The organism is Campylobacter sp. BCW_6873 (assembly GCF_001762365.1).
GTDB classification, from domain to species: domain Bacteria; phylum Campylobacterota; class Campylobacteria; order Campylobacterales; family Campylobacteraceae; genus Campylobacter_D; species Campylobacter_D jejuni.
Map to the genome: position 1 here is coordinate 1 of NZ_MJWS01000080.1, position 22,324 is coordinate 22,324.

19 protein-coding genes and 1 pseudogene are annotated in these 22,324 nt (G+C 31.0%); 9 read left to right on the forward strand and 11 right to left on the reverse strand.

Annotated elements, in window-relative coordinates; all coding sequences use genetic code 11:
* Positions 1-885 (forward strand): annotated as a pseudogene (gene capC / locus AJ932_RS07820) (autotransporter adhesin CapC); the annotation flags it as partial.
* 621 nt (positions 886-1,506) lie between these two features.
* On the opposite strand, the gene AJ932_RS07825 reads toward capC, so the two are convergent.
* From AJ932_RS07825 to nspC, 6 genes are all read right to left on the reverse strand, one after another.
* Positions 1,507-2,439 carry a formate dehydrogenase subunit gamma gene (locus AJ932_RS07825; RefSeq protein WP_044778902.1) on the reverse strand — a complete coding sequence of 311 codons (933 nt, stop codon included), beginning with the start codon at positions 2,437-2,439 and terminating at the stop codon, positions 1,507-1,509.
* A complete protein-coding gene (fdh3B, locus tag AJ932_RS07830; RefSeq protein ID WP_002851264.1) occupies positions 2,436-3,077 on the reverse strand; it encodes a formate dehydrogenase FDH3 subunit beta in 642 nt (213 codons plus the stop codon). The genes AJ932_RS07825 and fdh3B overlap by 4 nt, the downstream gene beginning before the upstream one ends.
* Positions 3,074-5,878 carry a formate dehydrogenase subunit alpha gene (locus AJ932_RS07835; RefSeq protein ID WP_079889223.1) on the reverse strand — a complete coding sequence of 935 codons (2,805 nt, stop codon included), beginning with the start codon at positions 5,876-5,878 and terminating at the stop codon, positions 3,074-3,076. Before AJ932_RS07835 ends, fdh3B begins: the two co-directional genes overlap by 4 nt.
* Positions 5,878-6,069, reverse strand: a complete 192-nt coding sequence (locus AJ932_RS07845) for a twin-arginine translocation signal domain-containing protein (RefSeq protein ID WP_002851537.1) — start codon at positions 6,067-6,069, stop codon at positions 5,878-5,880. Before AJ932_RS07845 ends, AJ932_RS07835 begins: the two co-directional genes overlap by 1 nt.
* A complete protein-coding gene (locus AJ932_RS07850; protein ID WP_002851502.1) occupies positions 6,044-6,757 on the reverse strand; it encodes a molecular chaperone in 714 nt (237 codons plus the stop codon). Before AJ932_RS07850 ends, AJ932_RS07845 begins: the two co-directional genes overlap by 26 nt.
* Before the next feature lie 303 nt (positions 6,758-7,060).
* A complete protein-coding gene (nspC, locus tag AJ932_RS07855; RefSeq protein ID WP_002881767.1) occupies positions 7,061-8,209 on the reverse strand; it encodes a carboxynorspermidine decarboxylase in 1,149 nt (382 codons plus the stop codon).
* 123 nt (positions 8,210-8,332) lie between these two features.
* Here nspC and cueO point away from each other — a divergent pair, with 123 nt between their 5' ends.
* Genes cueO through AJ932_RS07875 form a run of 4 tightly spaced genes read left to right on the forward strand, consistent with a single transcriptional unit; the run spans position 8,333 to position 11,738 of the window.
* Positions 8,333-9,874: a multicopper oxidase CueO gene (cueO, locus tag AJ932_RS07860; RefSeq protein ID WP_002871116.1), complete on the forward strand. Its 1,542-nt coding sequence runs from the start codon at positions 8,333-8,335 to the stop codon at positions 9,872-9,874.
* Between the two features lies 1 nt (position 9,875).
* Complete coding sequence (locus AJ932_RS07865) at positions 9,876-10,097, forward strand: MoaD/ThiS family protein (protein ID WP_002779488.1); 222 nt, start codon at positions 9,876-9,878, stop codon at positions 10,095-10,097.
* Entirely contained in the window at positions 10,098-10,544 is a 447-nt protein-coding gene (locus AJ932_RS07870; RefSeq protein ID WP_002871117.1) for a molybdopterin synthase catalytic subunit, read from the forward strand.
* 3 nt (positions 10,545-10,547) lie between these two features.
* On the forward strand, positions 10,548-11,738 hold the full coding sequence (locus tag AJ932_RS07875; RefSeq protein ID WP_002881768.1) for a molybdopterin molybdotransferase MoeA: 1,191 nt from the start codon (positions 10,548-10,550) through the stop codon (positions 11,736-11,738).
* A gap of 481 nt (positions 11,739-12,219) precedes the next feature.
* On the opposite strand, the gene cas2 is transcribed toward AJ932_RS07875, so the two are convergent.
* Genes cas2 through cas9 form a run of 3 tightly spaced genes read right to left on the reverse strand, consistent with a single transcriptional unit; the run spans position 12,220 to position 16,494 of the window.
* Complete coding sequence (cas2, locus tag AJ932_RS07880; RefSeq protein WP_070278700.1) at positions 12,220-12,651, reverse strand: CRISPR-associated endonuclease Cas2; 432 nt, start codon at positions 12,649-12,651, stop codon at positions 12,220-12,222.
* The gene (gene cas1, locus AJ932_RS07885; RefSeq protein WP_002881128.1) at positions 12,644-13,534 is read right to left on the reverse strand and encodes a type II CRISPR-associated endonuclease Cas1; all 891 of its coding nucleotides are present in this window, start codon (positions 13,532-13,534) and stop codon (positions 12,644-12,646) included. The genes cas2 and cas1 overlap by 8 nt, the downstream gene beginning before the upstream one ends.
* Positions 13,531-16,494 carry a type II CRISPR RNA-guided endonuclease Cas9 gene (gene cas9, locus AJ932_RS07890; protein WP_070278702.1) on the reverse strand — a complete coding sequence of 988 codons (2,964 nt, stop codon included), beginning with the start codon at positions 16,492-16,494 and terminating at the stop codon, positions 13,531-13,533. The genes cas1 and cas9 overlap by 4 nt, the downstream gene beginning before the upstream one ends.
* 206 nt (positions 16,495-16,700) lie before the next feature.
* Here cas9 and dcuC point away from each other — a divergent pair, with 206 nt between their 5' ends.
* A complete protein-coding gene (gene dcuC, locus AJ932_RS07895; RefSeq protein ID WP_002881123.1) occupies positions 16,701-18,155 on the forward strand; it encodes a C4-dicarboxylate transporter DcuC in 1,455 nt (484 codons plus the stop codon).
* A gap of 20 nt (positions 18,156-18,175) precedes the next feature.
* Here dcuC and purM read toward each other — a convergent pair whose 3' ends face one another.
* Entirely contained in the window at positions 18,176-19,165 is a 990-nt protein-coding gene (gene purM / locus AJ932_RS07900; protein ID WP_002862173.1) for a phosphoribosylformylglycinamidine cyclo-ligase, read from the reverse strand.
* Between the two features lie 60 nt (positions 19,166-19,225).
* Here purM and coaE point away from each other — a divergent pair, with 60 nt between their 5' ends.
* From coaE to AJ932_RS07915, 3 genes are read left to right on the forward strand one after another with little or no spacing between them, the layout of a single operon-like run.
* Positions 19,226-19,831, forward strand: coding sequence for a dephospho-CoA kinase (coaE, locus tag AJ932_RS07905; RefSeq protein WP_002909035.1), 606 nt, complete (start codon positions 19,226-19,228; stop codon positions 19,829-19,831).
* Entirely contained in the window at positions 19,828-20,577 is a 750-nt protein-coding gene (dapF, locus tag AJ932_RS07910; RefSeq protein ID WP_070278704.1) for a diaminopimelate epimerase, read from the forward strand. The genes coaE and dapF overlap by 4 nt, the downstream gene beginning before the upstream one ends.
* The gene (locus AJ932_RS07915; protein WP_070278705.1) at positions 20,552-21,286 is read left to right on the forward strand and encodes a glucosaminidase domain-containing protein; all 735 of its coding nucleotides are present in this window, start codon (positions 20,552-20,554) and stop codon (positions 21,284-21,286) included. The genes dapF and AJ932_RS07915 overlap by 26 nt, the downstream gene beginning before the upstream one ends.
* Here AJ932_RS07915 and AJ932_RS07920 read toward each other — a convergent pair.
* Entirely contained in the window at positions 21,283-22,320 is a 1,038-nt protein-coding gene (locus tag AJ932_RS07920) for a DUF4143 domain-containing protein (RefSeq protein ID WP_070278706.1), read from the reverse strand. The genes AJ932_RS07915 and AJ932_RS07920 overlap by 4 nt on opposite strands.
* Positions 22,321-22,324: the final 4 nt, after the last annotated feature.

A 22,324-nucleotide genomic window follows, 5' to 3' on the forward strand; every position in this document is an offset into this window, starting at 1 on the left:
TATGCTTCTAAAATGAATGGCCTTAAATTTGCTGCTTTAGATAGTGATATGAGACCAAGCTATGTAAATGAATATACCAATAGTATTTGGGCTAATGCTTTTGGTGGTGCTAACATTATCGATGGAGATAGTGGTGCAATGTATGGTGCTACCGTAGGGGTAGATAAACAAGCTAATGATAATGTTTTATGGGGTACTTATTTTACTTATGCAAATGCTAAAATCAAAGACAATAATTTAGAACAAAAAAGCGATAACTTCCAATTAGGTATGTATTCTACTATCAATATAGCTCCACAATGGGAACTTAATCTTAAAGCTTATGCTCAAGTTTCTCCAACTAAACAAGACAATATTCAAACAGATGGTGCATATAACTCAGATTATACAAGCAAATTCTTAGGATTTAGTGCTAATGTAGGTCGTGTGTTTGACTTTAGTGATAATACTTTATTTATTAAACCTTTTGCAGGGATAAATTATTATTTTAGTTATACTCCATCTCATACAGAAAATGGTGCTATTGCTAAAGATATTGATTCTATGAAAAACAATTCTGTAAGTGTTGAAGTGGGTGCTGAATTTAGAAAATATATGAATGAAAACTCTTATATTTTTGTAACTCCAAAAATAGAACAATTTGTTATCAATAGTGGTGATGATTACACAGCTAACCTAGCTGTAAATAATGCTTTCTTTACTAGCGTAGAAGCTAACAACAAGAAAAAAACATACGGACAAATTATCGTAGGGGGTAATGTAGATTTTACAAATCAACTCAGTATGAATCTTGGCTTTGGTGCTAAACAAATACTAGCAGGTAAAGTAGATAATAAAAATGAAACTTACTTAAGTGGTCAAGTAGGACTTAAGTATAAATTTTAATCTTAAACTTTTTGAGAATTCTTTACAACGAAATTCTTGTTAAAACACAAGAATTTAAAAGTTTTAACCTATATAGTACGGCAATCTCTGCCGTGCATAGGATTAAAAGAGATATAACAAACACGCTTTTTTACTACGCAGTGTAGATTAAAATGTAAATGTTTTTAAGAAATTAAATTAGAAATAAATTTATTTTAAAATATTTTTAATCACTTTTACTTTGACTAAATTTAAAAACATCTTAAAAATTAATAATATTCCTTAATAAAAAAAGATAAAAAATGCTAAAGTTTAAAAAACCTAGTGTTTATGGAGATTAGAATGATTAAAGAACAATATTTATAATTGCTTTAATTGCTCTTATTCTTATAGCTAATTTAATCAAACAATAAAATATGTTAAAACCTTACTTAGTCAATCTTTAAACACAAATTCTTACTAGGCTTTGGTAGAGAGTTTAGCCTAGATCAAATCTCACCCCAAAATAAAAATCTAATTTAATTAAACTTATTTTATTAATGAAAAAAAGTCCTTAATATAAAATATCGAATTTAAGTATAAGAATTTTATAAATATTTAAATTTAAAAATCTCTCTTAAACTAAGAGAGATTGATAAAAAATTAAATTTTCACATTAGGATCATAAGAAAAACTAGGTTCAATTTGCTTTTTATTGCTTAATTCTTTATACCAATAAGAATGTAAAATATAAACCTCTTCTTCTTCTTTATAACCACTAATCATAGAATGGATACTGCCTTTGATTGCAAATACTGCCATATAAATATGCACGCCAAAAAACACTGCACACACTATACCCAAGAAATTATGCACTATAGCTGAAATTCTTAAAAGTTCAATTTGAGTTAAACCAAAAAGACCTTGAATTGCCGTGGAATTAAAATCAAGAAAATACATAAATCCACCTGTAATTATCATCAAAAATCCACCAAATACAGCTATATAATACCAAGATTTTTGACCAAAATTAAACTTACCTGCAGGTACAGGACGTTTTACTTTGCTTAAATAACCACCTACTATCATCATCCATCTGATATCATAACTTGCAGGAAGCATTCTTTTAATCCACCATAAAAACATAGGGATTATAGAGATGATAAATAAAACCGTTGCAAAAGCATGTAAATTTTTACAAACTCTTACAAAAAGTCCACCTCCAAAAGTCGCCCCAAACATCATCACAAAACCAGTTGGCACTAAAATCACCCAAGAAATTGCCGCGATAAAATGAAAAAGTCTTTCAAATAATGTAAAAGCATAAATTTTCTTTCCATCGTGTGAAAATTGCTTAGGTCCTATAACCATATAATGCAAAGCAAATGCAGACAATACCGCAATAATAGCGATTAAAGCTATAGTAGCTATATATTCACCTTGCAAAGTTGTCCAAAGTTTGCCAAAAGTATCATAATTTGGGATATTTGTAATACGATGAAAATCCCAAATTTGAGTATCTTGTCCCATTCTCTCGCTACCATAAGCAAATAAACTTACCACGCTTAACAAAAGCGTTACAAATACTTTTCTCATAAGCGTTCCTTTCCTGTGTAAGCAATCTTCCACTCCAAACTTTCTGAAGGATTTGGAATACCATAATTTCTATTCATAAGTCTATTATGATAAATCTCTTCTATTTTAGAACTTTCACCTACTAAAAGTGCTTTTGTCGAACACATCGCAGCACATACAGGAACTTTTCCTTCTGCGATACGATTTTGACCATAAAGTTCTCTTTCTTTTTCTGAATTCGTTGCTTCAGGGCCACCTGCACACATAGTACATTTATCCATAATGCCTTTATTTCCAAAAACACTATCTTTTGGAAATTGTGGTGCACCAAAAGGACAAGCATAAAGACAATATCCACAACCTATGCAAATTTCTTTATCGTGCAAAACAATACCATCAGCACGGATGTAAAAACAATCCACAGGACAAACGATAGAACAAGGAGCATCATCACAATGCATACAAGAAATAGAAGTTGAAACTTCTTTTCCTTGAATTCCTTCATTTAAAGTAATTACACGGCGGCGGCGAATATGAATAGGAAGCTCATGTGCTTCATCACAAGCTACCGCACAACCATTACAATCAATACAACGCTCATTATCACAAAAGAATTTCAAGCGTTCTTTTTCCAAATTTGCAAAATTTACCTTACTCATTTTCCATCCTTACTGATTCTACAAAGCCCACCTTTAGTCTCTGGAATCTGACACATGATATCATAACCATAATTTGTTACCGTGTTAGCACTTTCTCCGCTTGCATAAGGCTTAGTTCCTTCTGGGAAATTGTGCGTTAAATCCACGCCTTGCATAACTCCTGTAAAATGGAAAGGCAAGAAAATCATATCTTTTGCTACACCTGGATTAACCTTCGCTCTTACATGAATTTTAGTGCCTTCTGGAGAATGCACCCAAATCATATCTCCTGCTTTAATGTCTTGCTCTTTTGCTAATTCAGGATTGATCTCACAAAACATTTCAGGTGTTAAACGCGTTAGATACATAGACGCTCTATTTTCCATACCTGCACCATTTAAATTCACAAGTCTTGCGGTAACAAGATTAAGCGGGAATTCTTTAGAATAATCCTTAGCTTGTTGCACAGAAACAAATTTAGTATCCACGCGGTAAAGCGCTTTTTGATCTTCAAAACTTGGATATTTTTGCACCAAATCGTTTCTTGGAGAATGTAAAGGCTCACGGTGGAGTGGAATTTTATCTTTAAAAGTCCAAACTACAGCTCTAGCTTTAGCATTTCCATAAGGAACTATGCCTTTTTCTATACATTTAGTTGCTATGATATTGCTATCATCATAAGACCAAGTTGATCCCATTTTTTCTTTTTCTTGAGCACTTAAAGTAATGCCTAAAACTTTTTCTATATTATCTTTAGTAATTTGTGGATAACCTGTATCAATAGGCGAATTTAAAGGCGCATTTTTAGCAAGTAAACTCTCTCCTTCATACTCAAGTCCAAAATTGTTTCTAAAGCCCATACCACCTTTTGCTACTTCAATGTCGGTATTATAAAGCACAGGAGAACCTGGATGCTTATCACTCCAACAAGGCCAAGGAAGCCCGTAATACTCGCCAGCAACTTCGTCTTTTCCTTCTAAAGTTACCTCATCAAATTTATCCCAGTATAAAGTATGTTTTTTAAGCCTTTCAGGACTCCAACCATTAAGCCCTATACTTCTAACTGCTTTTGCAATTTCTCTTGTTGCATTTTCAGGCCAAACGATCTCACCTTTTTCATCGCGTAAAGTCTTGGTAAAGTCTTCATAAAAACCTAATTTTTTAGAAAGCTCAAATAAAATTTCTTGATCTTCCATGCTTTCATAAAGTGGATCTACAACCTTAAATCTCCATTGTCCACTACGATTTGTAGCTGTTACACTTCCGCTTGTTTCAAACTGTGTTGCTGCAGGTAAAAGATAAATCCCATCTTTTCTTTCTGCGATAATCCCTGCTTCATTTACAAAAGGATCAGCCAAAACTAAAAGCTCTAAAGCTTCCAAACCTTCTTTAACTTTTACTTGTTGTGCGGTTGAAGTGATACCATTTCCCATAACTACTAAAGCTTTTAAAGGCGTTCCTGCATTATCGATAGCATCATTTCCATCTTTTCCATTTAAAGCTGCTGCCCACCATCTAGCAAGTGAAAGTCCGGTTTTATGCATCCAATCTTTACTTACAAAATTTCCTAAAAGCCATTCATAATCCACACCCCAAATTTTGGCATAGTATCTCCAAGTCGCTTCATTTAAAGGATAATAACCAGGTAAATTTTCACTCAAACAAGCCATATCCGAAGCACCTTGAACATTATCGTGTCCGCGTAAGATATTAACTCCGCCACCAAATTTACCTATATTTCCAAGTACCATTTGCACAATAGGTGCTAAACGTGTATTTGAAGTTCCTACAGTATGTTGAGTTAAACCCATAGCCCAAATAAGCGTAGTTGGTTTGTTTTTAGCTACTTCGTGAGTGATTTGCACCAAAAGTTCTTTAGAAATTCCCGTAACATTTTCTACTTCTTCGGCTGTCCATTTTGCTGCTTCTTCGCGAATTTTATCAATTCCAAAAACTCTTTCATCAAGATATTTTGTATCTTCTAAACCTTCATCAAAGATGATTTTTAGCATTCCATACATGAAAGCAATGTCAGTTCCTGGACGAATTCTTGCATAAATATCCGCTTTTGCTGCACTTTTTGTAAATCTAGGATCTACAACGATAAGCTTTGCACCTTTTTCTTTTGCTTTTAAGAAATGTCTAAAACCCACAGGGTGATTTACTGCTGGATTTGCTCCAATGATAATGATACATTTACTTCTTTGGATGTCTCCAAGATGGTTTGTCATAGCGCCATAACCAAATGTATTCGCCACACCGGCGACTGTTGCGCTGTGTCAAATTCTAGCTTGATGATCTACATTGTTCGTTCCAAAAAATGCTGCAAATTTTCTTATATAATAAGCTTGTTCATTATTAAGTTTTGCAGAACCTAAAAACATAACACTTTCAGGATTTTCTTTACGATAAGCAGCTAGTTTTTCTCCGATCTCACTTAAAGCTTGCTCATAACTTATGCGTTTCCATTCTCCATTTTCTTTTTTCATAGGATATTTTAAACGCACATGTGAACGCACCATATCGATCATATCAGATCCCTTGCAGCAATGTCCACCTGAACTCACAGGATGATCTTGAGCGATTTCTTGACGCACCCAAACACCATTTTGCACTTCTGCAATAATCCCACAGCCTACAGAACAGGCTGTACAAACTGTTTTTACTTTTTTACTACCTTCATAAGCTTCTTTAAGCTCATCAGCACTCGCTTCTCTTAAAGTTTCACTTCTAGCAAGCAACGGTGTTGCTAGGCTTGAAAGTGCTGCCATTTTAAGAAAAGAACGACGCGTAAGCTTGATATTTTCACCTACACTTGACATTACTCAGCCTTTATATAATAATTTTCCCAATTAGCACTTCTTTGAAAAAGCACTTCTTTTTTCTTACTTTTACCTTTAACCAAATCTTTTCTTTCTTCATCTTTAGCTAGAGCTAAAGTTGTGCTACCAAGCACTCCAGCAGCCCCTAAGGCAAAAGCGGATTTTTTAAGAAATTCCCTGCGATTTTTCACGAGTCCTCCTTTGTTTATTTGCTTCTCTTCTTAAAAATTCTGAACGCGATAGATCGTTTTGCACTTTTTTAGAATTTATTTTTGCAGGTTTTTCCACTTCAAAGCAAAGTCTTTCAAATTCCATAAAAGCCGATGCAATACTTGCAATTTCCTTATATAAATTCGCATTTTTATTCATGAAAACATCGCCTAAAAACTCATCAATGCTTTTATTGATCACTTTTTCAAAAAGCTCTTTGGCTAAATCATCTTCATTTTGCCTTAAAAATTCACTCATTAACAATAAACAAAATCCAACACTATCTTCACTTTCTTTAAAAAATTTTTCATTGCGTCTTATTTTACTTTTGACTAAAATTTGACGCACGCAAAGTAAAGGATTTGAATTTTCAAAACCTTCTTCTATGTAAGAAAAAGTCGTTGGGATGCTATTTTTAAGACTTAAAAAAAGCAAATCATATTCTTTAAAAAATGCTTGTATAGAATTTTCATCATCTAAATGCTTAAGCAAGATATCAAAATTTGATTTTAAATTTTCATCAAATAAACATTCTTGCATTGTCTTTAAATACTCTTGTAATTTTGACAATCTTTCTTCAGAAAATGAAAAAACAAAAAGCTCTCCTAGACATTGATAATAAAGACTTCTAGCTAATCTTAATTTTTCCAAATCCATTAAAGCCCCCATGCATTCAAAATTTTCAAAAATAGCTTTAAATTTTGCTTGAATGAATATTATGCAAAATATACCTAATATTCATTTTAAAGCCGATTTTTAAATCGATTTATCTTAATACTATTTGATTTAAAAATCACTGAATTTCAATAAAATTCCACAAGGATTTAAAATATTAAAAAATCATACCAAAATATTGAAAATTAGATATTTGAGTTGATTTTATATTTGAAAAAATAAAATACTTTGCATAAAATTTATATCTTTGATTCTCTTCCAAATAAAATTAACATTTTATGCAAATTATAAATAATACTAATTTCTTAAAGAATAATCCTTATAAGAAAATTCTCTTATCATTTGAAGTTCATTTTTTACATTTAAAAGCATGAGATTTGGAAGTCTTATACCATTAAAAGTTGTGTTTTTCACAATGGTGTAATGAATTTGATCTAAAAAAACAATTTTATCGCCGATTTTAAGCTTTTTATCAAAGGCGTATTCTCCCATTACATCGCCCGCTAAACAAGTATTTCCAGTAAGCAAATAGGAAAATTCGCTTTCTTTTAAGTCTGAAATTTTTTCATTTTCTCTTGTGGCTAAAATTCTAGCATTTAAAACTTCACTTGTATAAGGCATGATGATAGTATCTGGCATATGTGCTTCGCTTGAAGTATCTAAAATGGCAATTTGTTTTTCATTTTCTATGATATCTACTACACTAGCCACCAAATTTCCTGTTTGCCAACCCACCGCTTCGCCTGGTTCAAGATAAACTTGCACACCGTATTTATCACTGAAATTTTTACACAAAGCAATAAGTTTTTCAACATCATAGCCTTTTTTAGTGATGTGATGTCCTCCTCCAAAATTCACCCATTTCATTTGCCCTATCCATTTACCAAATTTCTCTTCAAAAGCCTTTAAAACAGCTTCTAGAGCATCAGCACTTTCTTCACAAAGTGCGTGAAAATGAAGTCCTTCTATAGCATTTAAATCCACATTTTCAAAATCTTTAGCACGAATTCCAAGTCTTGAGTATCTTCCACAAGGATTGTAAAGTTCTTTTGGGGCTAGAGAAAATTCAACATTACAACGAAGACCTAAGGAATTTTTTTGTGTTTTGCTTTGAAATTTATGAAATTGAGCTAAAGAATTAAACACTATGTGATGAGATAAACTGGCTATTTCACCTATTTCATCTTCTTTAAAAGCAGGCGAATAAGTATGAATTTCTTTATCCATGTATTCTTTAGCAAATTTTGCTTCCCAAAGTCCGCTACAAGTGCAACCTTTTAGGTATTCTCCGACAATTTTCATCGCTCCTGAAAAAGCAAAACCTTTTAAAGCTAAAAGCACTTTAGCACCACTTTTTTCACCAACACTTGCTAAAAGCTCACAATTTTTTCTTAATTTATCTTCTTCTAAAATATAAGCTGGAGTTTGAATTTTTTCATAAAACATTATTTTTCCTTGATTAAATTGCTAAAATCATAACAAAATTAAACCAAATTTTCAAAATAAATATTTACTAAAACTAAAAAAATAATGACTATAATATAAAAAATCAAGCAAAAGGAAAAACTAATGAATAGAAGAAATTTTTTAAAATTTAATGCACTCACTCTAGCAAGTATGGGTGTAGCCTATGCAAATCCTATGCACGATATACACTCCATGCATAAAAATCATTCTATAAATCATGACTTAGATACTTCTTTTATAAACTTTGCTCCAAAAAATTTAAAGCTTTTAGATCCAAAACAATTCCCCCAAGGAGAAATTTTAAAAGCCTTGCCTTTACTCAAAAATGAAAGTAAAGAAAAAAATATTTTTCGTGCTACCCTAGAAATCAAAGAAAATCATATAGAGCTTATCAAAGGTAAAAAAACCTTATTTTATACTTACAATGGCCTCGTGCCTGCTCCAAAAATAGAAGTTTTTGAAGGAGATAAACTTGAAATTTTAGTCAAAAACAAACTCAAAGAAGCTACAACTATACATTGGCATGGCGTTCCTGTGCCACCTGATCAAGATGGAAGCCCACATGATCCTATCTTAGCAGGAGAAGAAAGAATATATCGTTTTGAAATTCCTCAAGATAGCGCAGGAACTTACTGGTATCATCCACATCCTCATTATACGGCTTCTAAACAAGTTTTTATGGGTTTAGCAGGGGCTTTTGTGATCAAAGCAAAAAAAGATGCTTTAAGTCATTTAAAAGAAAAAGATTTGATGATTAGCGATTTGCGTCTTGATGAAAACGCTCAAATTCCAAACAATAACCTAAATGATTGGCTAAATGGTAGAGAAGGAGAATTTGTACTCATTAATGGACAATTTAAACCTAAAATCAAACTCGCCACAAACGAACGCATACGCATTTATAATGCTACTGCAGCAAGATATTTAAATTTACGCATACAAGGAGCTAAGTTTATACTTGTTGGTACTGATGGTGGACTTATAGAAAAAGCTATTTATAAAGAAGAACTTTTCTTAAGTCCTGCTTCTCGTGTAGAAGTTTTAATCGACGCTCCAAAAGATGGGGAATTTAAGCTAGAAAGTGCTTATTATGATAGGGATAAAATGATGGTAAAAGAAGAACCTAATACCCTATTTCTAGCCAATATTAACCTAAAAAAAGAAAATGTAAAACTTCCAAAAAAATTAAAAATTTTCAAACCTTCAGAAGAACCTAAGGAATTTAAAGAAATAATCATGAGTGAAGATCATATGCAAATGCATGGTATGATGGGAAAAAGTGAAAGCGAATTAAAAATCGCTCTTGCGTCTATGTTTTTAATCAATGGCAAAAGCTATGATTTAAAACGCATTGATTTAAGCTCCAAACTTGGAGTAGTTGAAGACTGGATAGTGATAAATAAATCTCACATGGATCATCCTTTCCATATACATGGCACGCAATTTGAACTCATCTCATCAAAACTCAATGGCAAAGTTCAAAAATCCGAATTTAGAGCCTTAAGAGATACTATAAATGTGCGTCCTAATGAAGAGTTAAGACTTAGAATGAAACAAGATTTTAAAGGGCTTAGAATGTATCATTGTCATATTTTAGAACATGAAGATTTAGGAATGATGGGAAATTTAGAAGTAAAGGAATAAAATGGTAAAAGTGGAATTTTTAGGCCCCATAAATAAAGAAAATTTAGAACTTGAGGTAAAAAATTTAAAAGAATTAAAAGAAATTTTGCAAAAAGATGAGAGTTTAAAAGAATGGCTAGAACTTTGTGCCGTATCTTTAAACGATGAAATCATTTTTGATGAAAACACTAAGTTAAAAGATGGTGATAAAATAGCACTTTTACCGCCAGTTTGTGGGGGTTAAATGAAACATTTTACACTTTATCAAGGTTCTTTAGATATTCCTAAAATTTATAGCCAATGGTATGAATTTGCCAAGGATAAAAACTGCGGTGCTTTACTGACTTTTTGTGGTATTGTGCGTGAAGAAGAAGGCATTGAGGCACTTAGTTTTGATATTTATGAACCGCTTTTAAAAAAATGGTTTAATGAGTGGCAAAAAAGAGTAGATTTTGATGGTATTAGCTTGCTTTTTGCTCACTCTATAGGCGATGTGGCGGTTCATGAAAGCTCTTATTTTGCAGGAATTTTAAGCAAACAAAGAAAATTAGGACTTAAACTTCTTAATGAATTTGTTGAAGATTTTAAAGCGAGTGCACCTATTTGGAAGTATGATGTGATAAACAAAGAAAGAATTTATGCCAAAGAAAGATCAACCAAACTTTGCGGTGCAGGACTTTTAAAAGGATAAAAAATGTTAATGTCTTATGAAGAAAGTTTAAAAATTTTACATTCTCATATCAAAACCTATGAAAAGATTGAAAAAATAGCTCTTACAGAGTGTTTAGGACGCATTTTAGCTCAAGACATAAAAGCCCCTAAAAATCAGCCTGAATTTCCAACTTCGGCTATGGATGGTTATGCGATCAAATTTGAAGATCAAAATAAAACTTTAAAAATTTTAGGCCTCACACCTGCGGGCACTATGCCACAATTTAGCGTGCAAAATGGTACTTGTGTAAAAACCTTTACAGGCTCACTCATGAGCGAAGGAAGCGATACTTTAGTCCCTGTTGAAAATGTACGCGTAGAAAATGATACTCTTTTTATAGAAAAAAAAGTTCCCCAAACTTTTGCCGTGCGTGCGGTAGGAGAAAACTATAAAAAAGATGAAATTTTACTCAAAAAAGGCACAAGGTTAAATTATAGCGAAATAGCTCTTTTGGCTGAACTTGGATTTTTTCACATTAGTGTGTTTATAAAGCCTATTGTAGGAGTTTTAAGTAGTGGAAGTGAGATCAAAGATCTAGGAGAAGCCTTAGAAAATCCCGCTCAAATCCGCTCTTCAAATCATATCGCCATAGCTAATTTAGCTAAAAATTTAAATTGTGATACAAGGGTTTTTCCTCTTTTAAAAGATGATGAAAAAGCCACTTTTTCTACCCTTGAAAGTGCTTTGCAAAGTTGTGATATTTTAGTTACAACTGGCGGAGTTTCTATGGGGGATTTTGACTTTTTGAAAAAAGCTGTCAAAGAATACGAAATCATCATCGATAAAGCCGACATAAAACCAGGTAGACATATCAAAATAGCCAAGGCTAATGAAAAATTCATTATCGCCTTACCAGGTTTTCCTTACTCGGCTATGGTAATGTTTAATCTTTACGCAAGAGAGATTTTAAACTCTTGGTTACTTCAGCCTAAAGACTATATTTGCAAAGCCTTCTTACAAGGAAGCTACAAGAAAAAAACACCTTATTTGGAATTTGTCGCTTGTAACATAAAGTTTGAAAATGGACGCATTTTAGCTAATCTTGAAGGTAAAAAAGAAGGCTCTAGTGCGATTATAAACAATCTTAACAATAAAGCTGCCCTTATGGTGGTGCCAAAAGAATGTGAAATGTTAGAAAATGAAAGTTTAGTGGATATTATCTTTATGCCTTGAAATTATTTAAATAATTTTATTTCGATTTTAATCAACCATAAATTTCAAATTTGCAACCTCCTTTTAGTGGAGTAATTAGCCCTAGCGGAGTTTCAATCCACTAGGGTTTTTAGTCCCTTTTTAAATTTCTTTATGGTAAAATTGAATTTCTAGTGGTATCTATGATGATAAAGTTTTAGTCCCTTTTTAAATTTCTTTATGGTAAAATCCTCCTGTTGTATTTGTGTATATCACATTAGTTTTAGTCCCTTTTTAAATTTCTTTATGGTAAAATATTTTAACTGTAGTTATAAGAAGTGAGTTTGTTTTAGTCCCTTTTTAAATTTCTTTATGGTAAAATAGATATTTACCAGATAATGAAAATTTCAGGGTTTTTTAATAAAAATAGCAAAAATTGCTATAATCTCATAAGAAATTTAAAAAGGGACTAAAATAAAGAGTTTGCGGGACTCTGCGGGGTTACAATCCTCTAAAACCGCTTTTAAAATTCAGATAAATTTTGCTGGTGATATTTTTCTTGTTTTTTGTTTATTTGAATTTCTTCATTATTTGAATTTTTGTATTTAAATTCTCCATGACTATCTATATCAAAAAGCGTTAAATTAGTTTCGTTATTAACTTTTTCGTTAAAAACTATGCCACCAAGCAAAAGCTCCATTTTATCAAACTGCTTTTCAGTGATGATTAAAGCCCTTACATTTTCATAAGGTGGCAAAATCTTTTTTACATTTTCAATAGAACTTTTTGCGGAACTTAAACCCTTGCAAATACGCATATAAACGCTAAATTGCAGCATAAAATAACCTAATTTTATAAGATTGTTTCTAAATTTACTTGCTAGTTTTTGCTCTTTTTTACTTTTAGTTGGCACATCAAACATCAAAAGCACACGCATAAATTTATCTTCAATCATCAAATTTCACTATCTTTAGTTCATCTTCATACAATAAAGCATTTTTAAAATTTGCCACATAATGATTTATCGCTCTATTTAAAGGATAATTTTGCCCATCAAAATTGATTTTGCTTTGTAAATGACCAATCAACGCTCTTTTGTCATCTTTGTTTAAAAACTCACTTTCACCCACAAGTTCTAAAACACAATCATCAACACTAGCCCTAAACACTTCTATCAAATCATCACAAAGCGCAAAAGAATTATAAATATTATTGTGCTTTATGCCAAGCCAAGGCAAAAGTCCACTGATACAAACTGCTCTAATAATACAAGCCCTAATGATTGCATAGCCATAATTTAAAGCAGAATTTTCAAAGCAAAGCTCATCTCTTGAAAAAGAAGCACCAAACAAAGTTTTAAAATACAACACCGCCGCAACAGCTTCAATATTTTTACTATCATTTAAGGTTACTTTTTTAGCCAAATTTACAAGCTCATTGCTTTGCTCTATTTTATTGTGTTTTTTCAAAACAAAGGCTTGATTTAGGATTTTGTTTTTAATGATTTTTTGCCATAAAATAGCCTTTTTTTGAGCACTTACATTCATTTGCTCTTTTGCGATTTTTGCACTTTGAAAATGCCCTAAAAAAGGAGTAAAAACACCATTTATACTATGAGTTTCATCACAGGTTAGCAAGATGATTTTATGCTTTGCAAAAGCGTTAAAAAGTGCGGAACTCAGGCTTGCTTGCAAGCTTTCTAAAACGATGATGTTTATATCTTTTAAAAACAATTTTGCTACATTTTCATCTTGCTTAATCACAAGATGATTTAGCTCTAAATTTAGCTTGGCATTAGAGCTAATAAGTAGTGTTTTAAAAGCTTCATCGTAACTCATTTTTTAAAATCTTCTCTTTGTCTAAACTCAGCCTTTGTCACTTCTCCAAGTGCTGAAACTATATATTTTTCAAATACTTTTAGATTTTGAATTCCTATGCTTTTTGCGATTACTTCTTTTTCATTTGCATTTTTAAACAATATTTTTTGATTTTTGCTTAGCGTTTCAAATTTATTATCGTGTTTTGAAACAGTTAGGCTAGCATTTGAGCTATCCAGCCTTTCATAATAAACAAGTTCTGGCTCTTGCATATCTTTAGTTTGAATTAAAATCAAACTATCTTTGTATAAAGAAAAGCAAAACTCATAATTTTCATCCATTAAAATCCAATCTTTTATAAGACCTGACTTTTTATCTTTACCTTGCACCACGGCTTTATTTGGTAATACTTTTAAAGCAAAATCCATGGTATAAATTGGCACAGCATAAAATTTATTTGTCTTTTTGTGTTTAAAAATATCCACTCTAAACATATCACCATTGCTAACGATTTTACCATTTACTTTGCGGATTTTACCAAGCTCTAGGGCTTTTAAAACTCCTTCTTTTCCGCCGTATGATTGATAGAATTCTTCTTCTTTTCTAAATGTTTCTTCATGTAAAGCTCCACTTGGCTTTTTTCTCTCAGGTTTTGAGACAAAAATTTCATCAATTTTATCTAAAAGCTTTTGCCTAAAACCACTAAAAGGCTCAAAAAACTTCCTTTTGTTTTTATAATCTAATTCACTAATTTTTTTTGCATAAAGTTCTGCAGTGTTGCTTTCTTGCTCTTTTTTAAAATCTGAAAAAGCCTTTACGATAGAGTTGTTTGCATAAGCAATAATTGCTGCATCGATGGCATGATGAAGATGGTTATTTCTATCCTTAGTGCTAAAGCCCCAAGTGTGTCTTAAAGTGGATGTTAGCATACCGCTTTTTGCTTCTACATGCACTTTTGAGCCTTTTTGTGTGTCGTTTAATTTTGTATTTTCATCATCACTTAAAGGTAAAAAATCTAAATAATCTTTAGTATAGTTTAAAACAAGCCTTGCGATGTAGCGAGTATCGTTTAGATTTCTATCTTTAAAGTCTTTTTGCTCTTTGTCTTTGTAGTTTTTATCTAAAATTCTTTTTTGCTTTTTAGTAGGTAAATTTTTTGCTAAAACTTCAATTTTCTGCCATTTTACTCTATCATTGCCAAAGGTTTCAAAGGGGGTTTTATTAAGTTTTTCTTGATTTTGCTTGGTAAAAACTAAAACTTTATTCATATAAGAATCATCAAAACTTCTAGAATAAGGGTAAATATGGTCAATTTCAAGCATTTTTTCATCTTGCAAATCACTAATTTTAATCTTTTCCCCACTATAAACACAAAATTCTTTTTGTTCTTTAAATAATCTTAATTTTAAAATATTTTTACTATTTATTTTTAAGCCTAGTTTCTCACATTCAAGTTCGGCGTCTTTTTTGGCCTTGTAGTTTTCGTTTTGCTCTTTTTCTATTTTAGCTCTTTGACTGTGATTTTTACCTACTTCTCTTGCTAATTCAATGTTTATTTTATGCACTTTACCGTATTTTTTAAGCAAGGCATTTAAGACCTTTCTATATTCTTTAATCGCCCTTAAAACCACAGGATTAGTTACTTCATCTTTGTAATAAGTTTCATTAAATGCGGGTAAAAAGTCTTTTTTATCTTCATTAATTGCTACTTTTAAATTAAGCTCATTGCAAGCTTCATCGTATTTTTTACCTTCAAGCATTAAAGGAGTGATAAGTTTTAAGGCTTTAAAACTTATATTTAAATGGTCTTTAAATTCCAATTTGCTTAAGCTATCAATTTGATTTTGATTTAAATCATATTTTGCTAAAGCCTTTTTAAGTTTAATCTCATCTTTTATAAGGGTAATATCTTTTGCTATTTCATTTAAATCATCTTGGCTTAAATTATGCTCACCTAGGGCTTTTACAAATTCTTTGTATTTTTGAAACTCAATAAAATAAGTTCCTTTTTCTCCTTTAAACTCATAATCATTACTTAAGCCCAAAAGCTTTTTTGTTTGTTTATAAGTTAGAGTGCCGTTTTTTAAAACTTCATTTAAAAGCGTGTTTAAATCATCTTTTGTATATAAAATTCCTTCAGTATTTTTAAGATTGTTTAAAAGATTGATAATTCTTGTAAGCGCTACAAACATAAAAGCTAAGGGCGAATTTTTTGGCGCTCTTTTTTCATCAGTAAAAAAACTACAATTTCCCACCAAATGAGAAAAATCTTTTAAAGCCCTTTTATAAAATGCTACACTAAGCACTTCTTCTTCAAATTTCTTTGAGAAAGAAAAGCCAAATTTTCTTTGTTTTTGAAAAATAAGCTTTAATTCGTCTTTTAAAAAACTTTGCGCTATGCAGCGTTCATAACTTTCTTTTTTATTTCTAACATTTATAAATTCTTTGGAATTTTCTTTGAATTTTTGAAAATACTCTTTATAAAGATACTCGCCTACACTTTGATAACTTACTAATTTTTCTTCATTTTGCTTGATAGCTTTTAAAATCTCGCCTTTTTCTTCATCACCATTATTTTTAATATCATCATAGCCACGCCTTTTTGCAATATGTAAAATCACTCTTGCAAAATCTTGCTTACTTAAAAGCTCGTTTAAAGCTCTAAATCTTAACTCATAAGGACTAATTAAAGAGCCTTTATAAGCCTTAGCTAAATTTTCATCAAAGCTTTGATAATCTTCGTAATTTAACTTAAATTCATTTGCGATTAAATGTTTTAAGTGATTTAGCCTTGCTTTGCGTCTAGCAAGGCGTTTTCTAGCACTTCTTGCAAGGCGTCTTGGCAAGGCTAAGGATTCTCCTGTTTTAGGATTTTCAGCCTTTGTAAAAATCCTAACTCCGCAATCTTTTAACTCATCATTTTCGCTAAATGCCCAGCCAATAGAGCTTATTCCTATATCAAATGCCAAAATTCTTGCCACACTAGATCCTTTTTAATATTTATGATTTGTTTATAATTATAATATAAAAATCATTTTTTATACAAACATAAACCTTTCAGTAACCAAACTATACATATTATTAATTTTATAATGCAAAAAATAAGTAAAATTTTAAATGAAAAATATTTATTAGTTAAATTTTAGCTAAAATAAAATAAAAGCTAATAATAACCTTAGGAGAAATCATGCCAATTTTTATGATATGTTCTACACTTTTAGCGGTAATTGTTGTTGCTTATTATATACTCAAAAAATACAATCCTATTTTTGTATTTTTTCTTTCAGGTATTATCTTGCTTATTTTTGCTTTTTACATCACAGGAGCACCTATACCAAAAGCCCCGAGCAGAGAACATGCAAGCTTTTTGAATGTTTTACTTGATAGCTATGCTTTTATCACAGCGACTTTTAAAAGTCAGCTTTCTGGAGTAGGACTTATTATCATGAGTGTGGCAGGTTTTGCTGCCTATATGAAACATATCAATGCTTCGGCAAAACTTGCTTTTTTAGCAAATAAACCCTTAGGAAAAATCAAAAATAAATACTTGATTTTAAGTGGAACTTTTGTTGTTGGAATGGCTTTAAAAATCGTCATTTCTAGCTATGCTGGATTGCTTTTGCTTTTGTTAGCATGTATTTATCCTGTTTTAATCTCACTTAAAATCCGTCCTATTACAGCTGTATGTGTGCTTTCTTTAATTGCGCTTGATTATGGTCCAAAAGATGGAAATTCAATCAATATGGCAGATATAGTAGGACAAAGTGATAATGTCGTAGGGCTTTTTTTAAATTACCAAATTTATAGTGTGATTGCCTATGTTGTAGTTATTGCCATCTTGATTCCTTTTTATTTTGCTTGGATTGATAAAAGAGATAAAGAAAAAGGTGTTTTAAATGATGAAGTTGAAATTCCGCAAATCATTGATCCTAAATGCCCTACTTTTTACATACTCTTTCCTTGGTTACCTGTTGTATTTTTATTTACAGCGTATTTTTTTACTATCAAGCTCGATGTTGTAACAGCAAATTTTGTAAGCATTTCTTTAGTTTTTCTTGTTGAATTTGCAAGACACAGAAATGCTAGAAAATTAGGCGAAGATATGATGGTGATTTTAAAAGCTATGGCTGAAATTTTTATCTCAGTCGTAAGCATAATCATCGCCGCTGGAGTATTTGCTGAAGGCATTAAAGCACTTGGTGGAGTTAATATCCTTGCTAACGCGGTTTCAAATCTTGGAACAGGAAATTTTGCATGGTTTGGAATTCTTTTGAGTATAGCTATTTTAAGCTTTTTAGTTTATTTTGCCACAGTGATTATGGGAAGTGGAATTGCTGCTTTTAATGCTTTTGGAAAACTATCTCCTGATATAGCTACAAAATTAGGCGTTGCACCTATTACTCTAGTTTTACCTATAGAAATTGCATCTTGTTTAGGTCGTGCAGCTTCACCAATAGCAGGCGGAATCATAGCTTTAGCTGGATTTGCAAAAGTAGCTCCAATGGATATTATAAAACGAACCACTCCTCTTTTACTTATCGCTATGCTTGTAAATGTACTCGTAGCCTTTTATCTAGCACAAACCAATCCTTTGCCAAAAGAACAAAACACTACAAAAATAGAACTTAAAATACACAAATAAAGCGTATTGACGCTTTATTTTCACTCTAAAACAATACCTTCATTAATGCAAATTTCGCCGATAATAAAGGCATCTGAATTTTCTAAAACCTTACTTACATTAGAAGGATCTACAACCATTACTAAACCCGCTCCCATGTTAAAGCTTCTATACATTTCGCTTTCTTCTACAGCCTGTCCTATAGTATAAAAAATTTCAGGAGTTTTAAGATGATGTTTGCGTATAGTTGCACCCATACCACGAGGTAAAACGCGTGGTAAATTTTCTACTAAACCACCCCCTGTAATATGTGCTAGAGCACTGATATAAGGCTTTAGTGTAAGAAAATCACGCACATAAATCCTTGTAGGTTCTAACAAAATATCAATTAAATTTTTACCCTCTATCTTGTCATCAAATTTTAATTTTAAACTTTCAAAAAGTACTTTTCTAGCTAAAGAATAACCATTTGAATGAAGTCCTGAACTAGGAAGTGCCAATAAAATATCACCATTTTTAACAAATTTACTTCTATCAATCTCATCTTCTTCAGCCATACCCACTGCAAAACCCGCAAGATCAAAATCATCTTTTGCATACATTCCAGGCATTTCAGCAGTTTCTCCGCCAATTAATGCACAATTTGCCATCTTACATCCCTTGGCAATGCCTGATACAACAGCCTTTGCTACTTCTACTTCAAGCTTGGCTGTAGCATAATAATCTAGGAAAAACAAAGGCGTAGCAAAATTACAAATCAAATCATTCACACACATTGCTACTAAATCTTGCCCTATAGTATCATATTTTTTAGCATCAATTGCCAAGCGAAGCTTGGTACCAACCCCATCTGTTGCACCTAAAATCACAGGCTTTTTAAAACCACTTGGCATTCTAAAAGCACCAGCAAAAGAACCAATTCCACCTACAACATTATCATTAAAAGTTTCTTTAACCAAAGGTTTTATAGCCTCTACAAAGGCATTTCCATTATCTATACTTACGCCTGCATCTTCATATGAAATTTTCATTTATTTTCCTTTAAGAACTAAAAAGGTATTTTAACGAAAAAAGTTTTAATAAGGCATAAGATGAAAAATGCTTTTTTTGTAACCGCTTCAATTGCTTGTGGCAAAAGCACTTTTATAGAAATAGCGAATTCTTTAGGCTTTAAAAGCATTAGTGCAGACAAAATCGCTCATAAAATTTTAGATGAAAATGCTTTAGAACTTGAAAAGATTTTTTCTCCCTTTAACTTAAAAAATTTACTCACAAAAGAAAAGAAAATCGATAGAAAAATCCTTGGAGAAATTGTTTTTAACAACAAAGAAGCTAAAAAAACCTTAGAAAATTTCACTCATCCTAAAATTCGAGCTAAAATTTTAGAACAAATGCAAATTCTAGATAAAGAAAATAAAGCTTTTTTTGTAGAAATTCCTCTTTTTTTTGAAAGCGGTGCTTATGAAAATTTAGGCAAAGTCATCGTAATTTACACACCTAAAGAATTAAGCCTTAAAAGAATCATGCAAAGAGATAAACTCAGCTTAGAAGCTGCAAAAGCAAGACTTGATTCTCAAATAGATATTGAAGAAAAACTTAAAAAAGCAGATTTTATCATTAAAAATACTAATTCTTATGCCGATTTTAGGCAAGAATGTGTTAAAGTAATACAAGAAATTTCTAAAGGAAAAATGTGAAATTTTATAAATATTGTGCAAGTGGGAATGATTTTGTCATCACAAATGCTGATAGAAAAGAAGATAGAAGTGCTTTAGCTAAAGAACTTTGTAATCGTTATGAGGGTATAGGTGCGGATGGCTTTATCGTGATATTGCCTCATGAAAAATACGACTTTGAATGGGAATTTTATAATAACGATGGCTCAAGGGCTGCTATGTGTGGCAATGGCTCAAGGGCTGCGGCACATTTTGCACATCATATTAACAAAATAAATCCTAACATGAGTTTTTTAACCGGTGCAGGAGTAATAAAAGCAAAGGTAAATCAAGATAAAGTTGAAGTATCTTTAGGTAAAATAAAAAGTGTACAAAATACTTTTGAAGAATTAGGAAAAACTTGGCAACTTTGCGACACTGGAGTTCCACATCTAGTACATTTTTGTCAAAATTTAGATGAATTTGATACAATGCTTTATCAAAAAATGAGACAAAAATATAATGCCAATGTTAATTTTGTAAAAATTTTAGATGAAAATCATTTAAAAGTTCGCACCTATGAACGCGGAGTTGAAGATGAAACCTTAGCTTGTGGCACAGGAATGGGGGCTTGTTTTTATCTGGCATTTTTAAATAAAAAAGTACAAAATAAAGTTAAAATAACTCCTAAAAGTGGTGAAGAGGTAGGGTTTGCATATAAAAATGAAGAATTGTTTTTTGAAGGAAAGGTAAAGTATTGTTTTGAAGCCAATTATAATTTTTCTTAGTCTTTTTCTAATCCCACTTTTTGCTGCTGATGATCTAAAGAATGGATTTGGAGAGGAATATTACAAACTTGATATAGATCAAAAAAGACAAATTTTTTTTATAAAAATGAATGAAATGTTTGATCAAAGCTTTAAAAAAATTGAACAAGAAAGAGCCTTTATCGAAGCTTTTTTTAAAGATGCTTACAAAACAGGCTTTAGGACTTCAAACCAAACAAATCTTGAAAAACTTATCATGATAAAAAACAAATATCGTATTGAAAATCTTTATGATTTTGCAGAATATAAAAAACGTATTCAAAAAATTCCAAAATCCATGGGTATAGCCCAAGCTTTAGTTGAAAGTGCTACAGGTACCAGTCGCTTCGCAAGAGAAGCAAACAATCTTTTTGGAGAATGGACTTGGGGTGAGAAAGGTTTAATTCCTGATTTAAGACATCCAGATAAAAAACACAAAATTAAAATTTTTGATAGTCTGCAAGATAGTGTTGACTCTTATGTTTTAAATTTAAATCGTCATTTTGCTTATGAAAAGTTTCGCGATGCAAGAGCTAAATTTGAAAGCGAAGGCAAAGAGATAACAGGGCTAGAGGCTATTAAAACTTTAGATTCTTATTCTGAACGCAAGGGATATTATATCAATCTTATTACAAAAATCATCAAACGATACAACCTTGAAAAATACGATACAAAATCAAACAACGCCTAAAATCCAAGTGAAAATTTATCAAAAGATATGATTTCAAATTTAATCCCTTGCTCAAAAAAACTATCCTCGCTTGAAAGAGTGATAAAAATCACATGAAAAATTCCAAGTTCTAAAGCCTTTGGTAAAATTTTCTTAGCACGTAATTTAATCAAATCAATATCTAAAGTTGGACTTGAAATATAAGCAACTTTAGATATTTGACTATAAAAGTTAAAGTATTTGTTATAAAAAAATTCTTCTTTAAATTTAAACAACTCGCTTAAAACTAAATTTTCAAATAAATGTGAAAAATCTTTTGAAATACAAAGATTATTTCTTAGGCCAAAATCTTTAAAATAAATCTTTTGAAGTTTTTTTTCATCATGTTTTAAAGTATAAATCACATAAGTATTTTCTAATTTTTTTATAGCTTGATAAACACTATCTTTTGAAGTTTTTAATCTTTTTTTGAGTTCTATAAATATCTTAGAAATACTGATTTGCTGACCCAAATTTAAAGCTAAATACTTTAAAATTTCTAATTCTAAAAGAGTAAAGCTTTGTCTTAAAAGTATGTTTTTTTCTCCAAATTTACTCCGTCCACTTTGCAAAAAAAGACCTACTAAATTATTTATAGGTAAATTTTTCTTACTTACACTAATAAATTCTTCAAAATCAAAATAATCAAGTTCAAGTTCTTCAAACCCATTTACATTTAAATCTTTTATATTTGTACTTAAGATGATGGGAATTTTAATTTTTTCTAAATTAGGGATAAAATCCAAATTATAAAGGCAAAGAATTTTAATTTGTAAATTTTCATTCAGAAAATCAGAAAGTCTTTCTAAACTTTGTTTTTCAAAACGTGTATCATATAAATCTAAAAACAAAATTTCACTTGCTTTAAATTGGGATAAAAAATTAAAAATAAGCGTTTTTTTACCACAAAATCGTGGGCCTTTTATGATAATATTTAGTTTTGAAATTTGAATTTTTCTTTCATAACTTACTTCAAATTTAGGATGGTTTTCATAAAAAAAATTAAGTACTTTCAATTTT

Bases quoted from the DNA above. Each gene is read 5' to 3' on its own strand.
- coaE (WP_002909035.1), top strand. From the start codon at position 19,226: ATGAAAAATGCTTTTTTTGTAACCGCTTCAATTGCTTGTGGCAAAAGC.
- AJ932_RS07870 (WP_002871117.1), top strand. From the start codon at position 10,098: ATGAAACATTTTACACTTTATCAAGGTTCTTTAGATATTCCTAAAATT.
- cueO (WP_002871116.1), top strand. From the start codon at position 8,333: ATGAATAGAAGAAATTTTTTAAAATTTAATGCACTCACTCTAGCAAGT.
- dcuC (WP_002881123.1), top strand. From the start codon at position 16,701: ATGCCAATTTTTATGATATGTTCTACACTTTTAGCGGTAATTGTTGTT.
- fdh3B (WP_002851264.1), bottom strand. From the start codon at position 3,077: ATGAGTAAGGTAAATTTTGCAAATTTGGAAAAAGAACGCTTGAAATTC.
- AJ932_RS07865 (WP_002779488.1), top strand. From the start codon at position 9,876: ATGGTAAAAGTGGAATTTTTAGGCCCCATAAATAAAGAAAATTTAGAA.
- purM (WP_002862173.1), bottom strand. From the start codon at position 19,165: ATGAAAATTTCATATGAAGATGCAGGCGTAAGTATAGATAATGGAAAT.
- cas1 (WP_002881128.1), bottom strand. From the start codon at position 13,534: ATGAGTTACGATGAAGCTTTTAAAACACTACTTATTAGCTCTAATGCC.
- AJ932_RS07875 (WP_002881768.1), top strand. From the start codon at position 10,548: ATGTTAATGTCTTATGAAGAAAGTTTAAAAATTTTACATTCTCATATC.
- nspC (WP_002881767.1), bottom strand. From the start codon at position 8,209: ATGTTTTATGAAAAAATTCAAACTCCAGCTTATATTTTAGAAGAAGAT.
- AJ932_RS07850 (WP_002851502.1), bottom strand. From the start codon at position 6,757: ATGGGGGCTTTAATGGATTTGGAAAAATTAAGATTAGCTAGAAGTCTT.
- cas2 (WP_070278700.1), bottom strand. From the start codon at position 12,651: ATGATTGAAGATAAATTTATGCGTGTGCTTTTGATGTTTGATGTGCCA.
- AJ932_RS07825 (WP_044778902.1), bottom strand. From the start codon at position 2,439: ATGAGAAAAGTATTTGTAACGCTTTTGTTAAGCGTGGTAAGTTTATTT.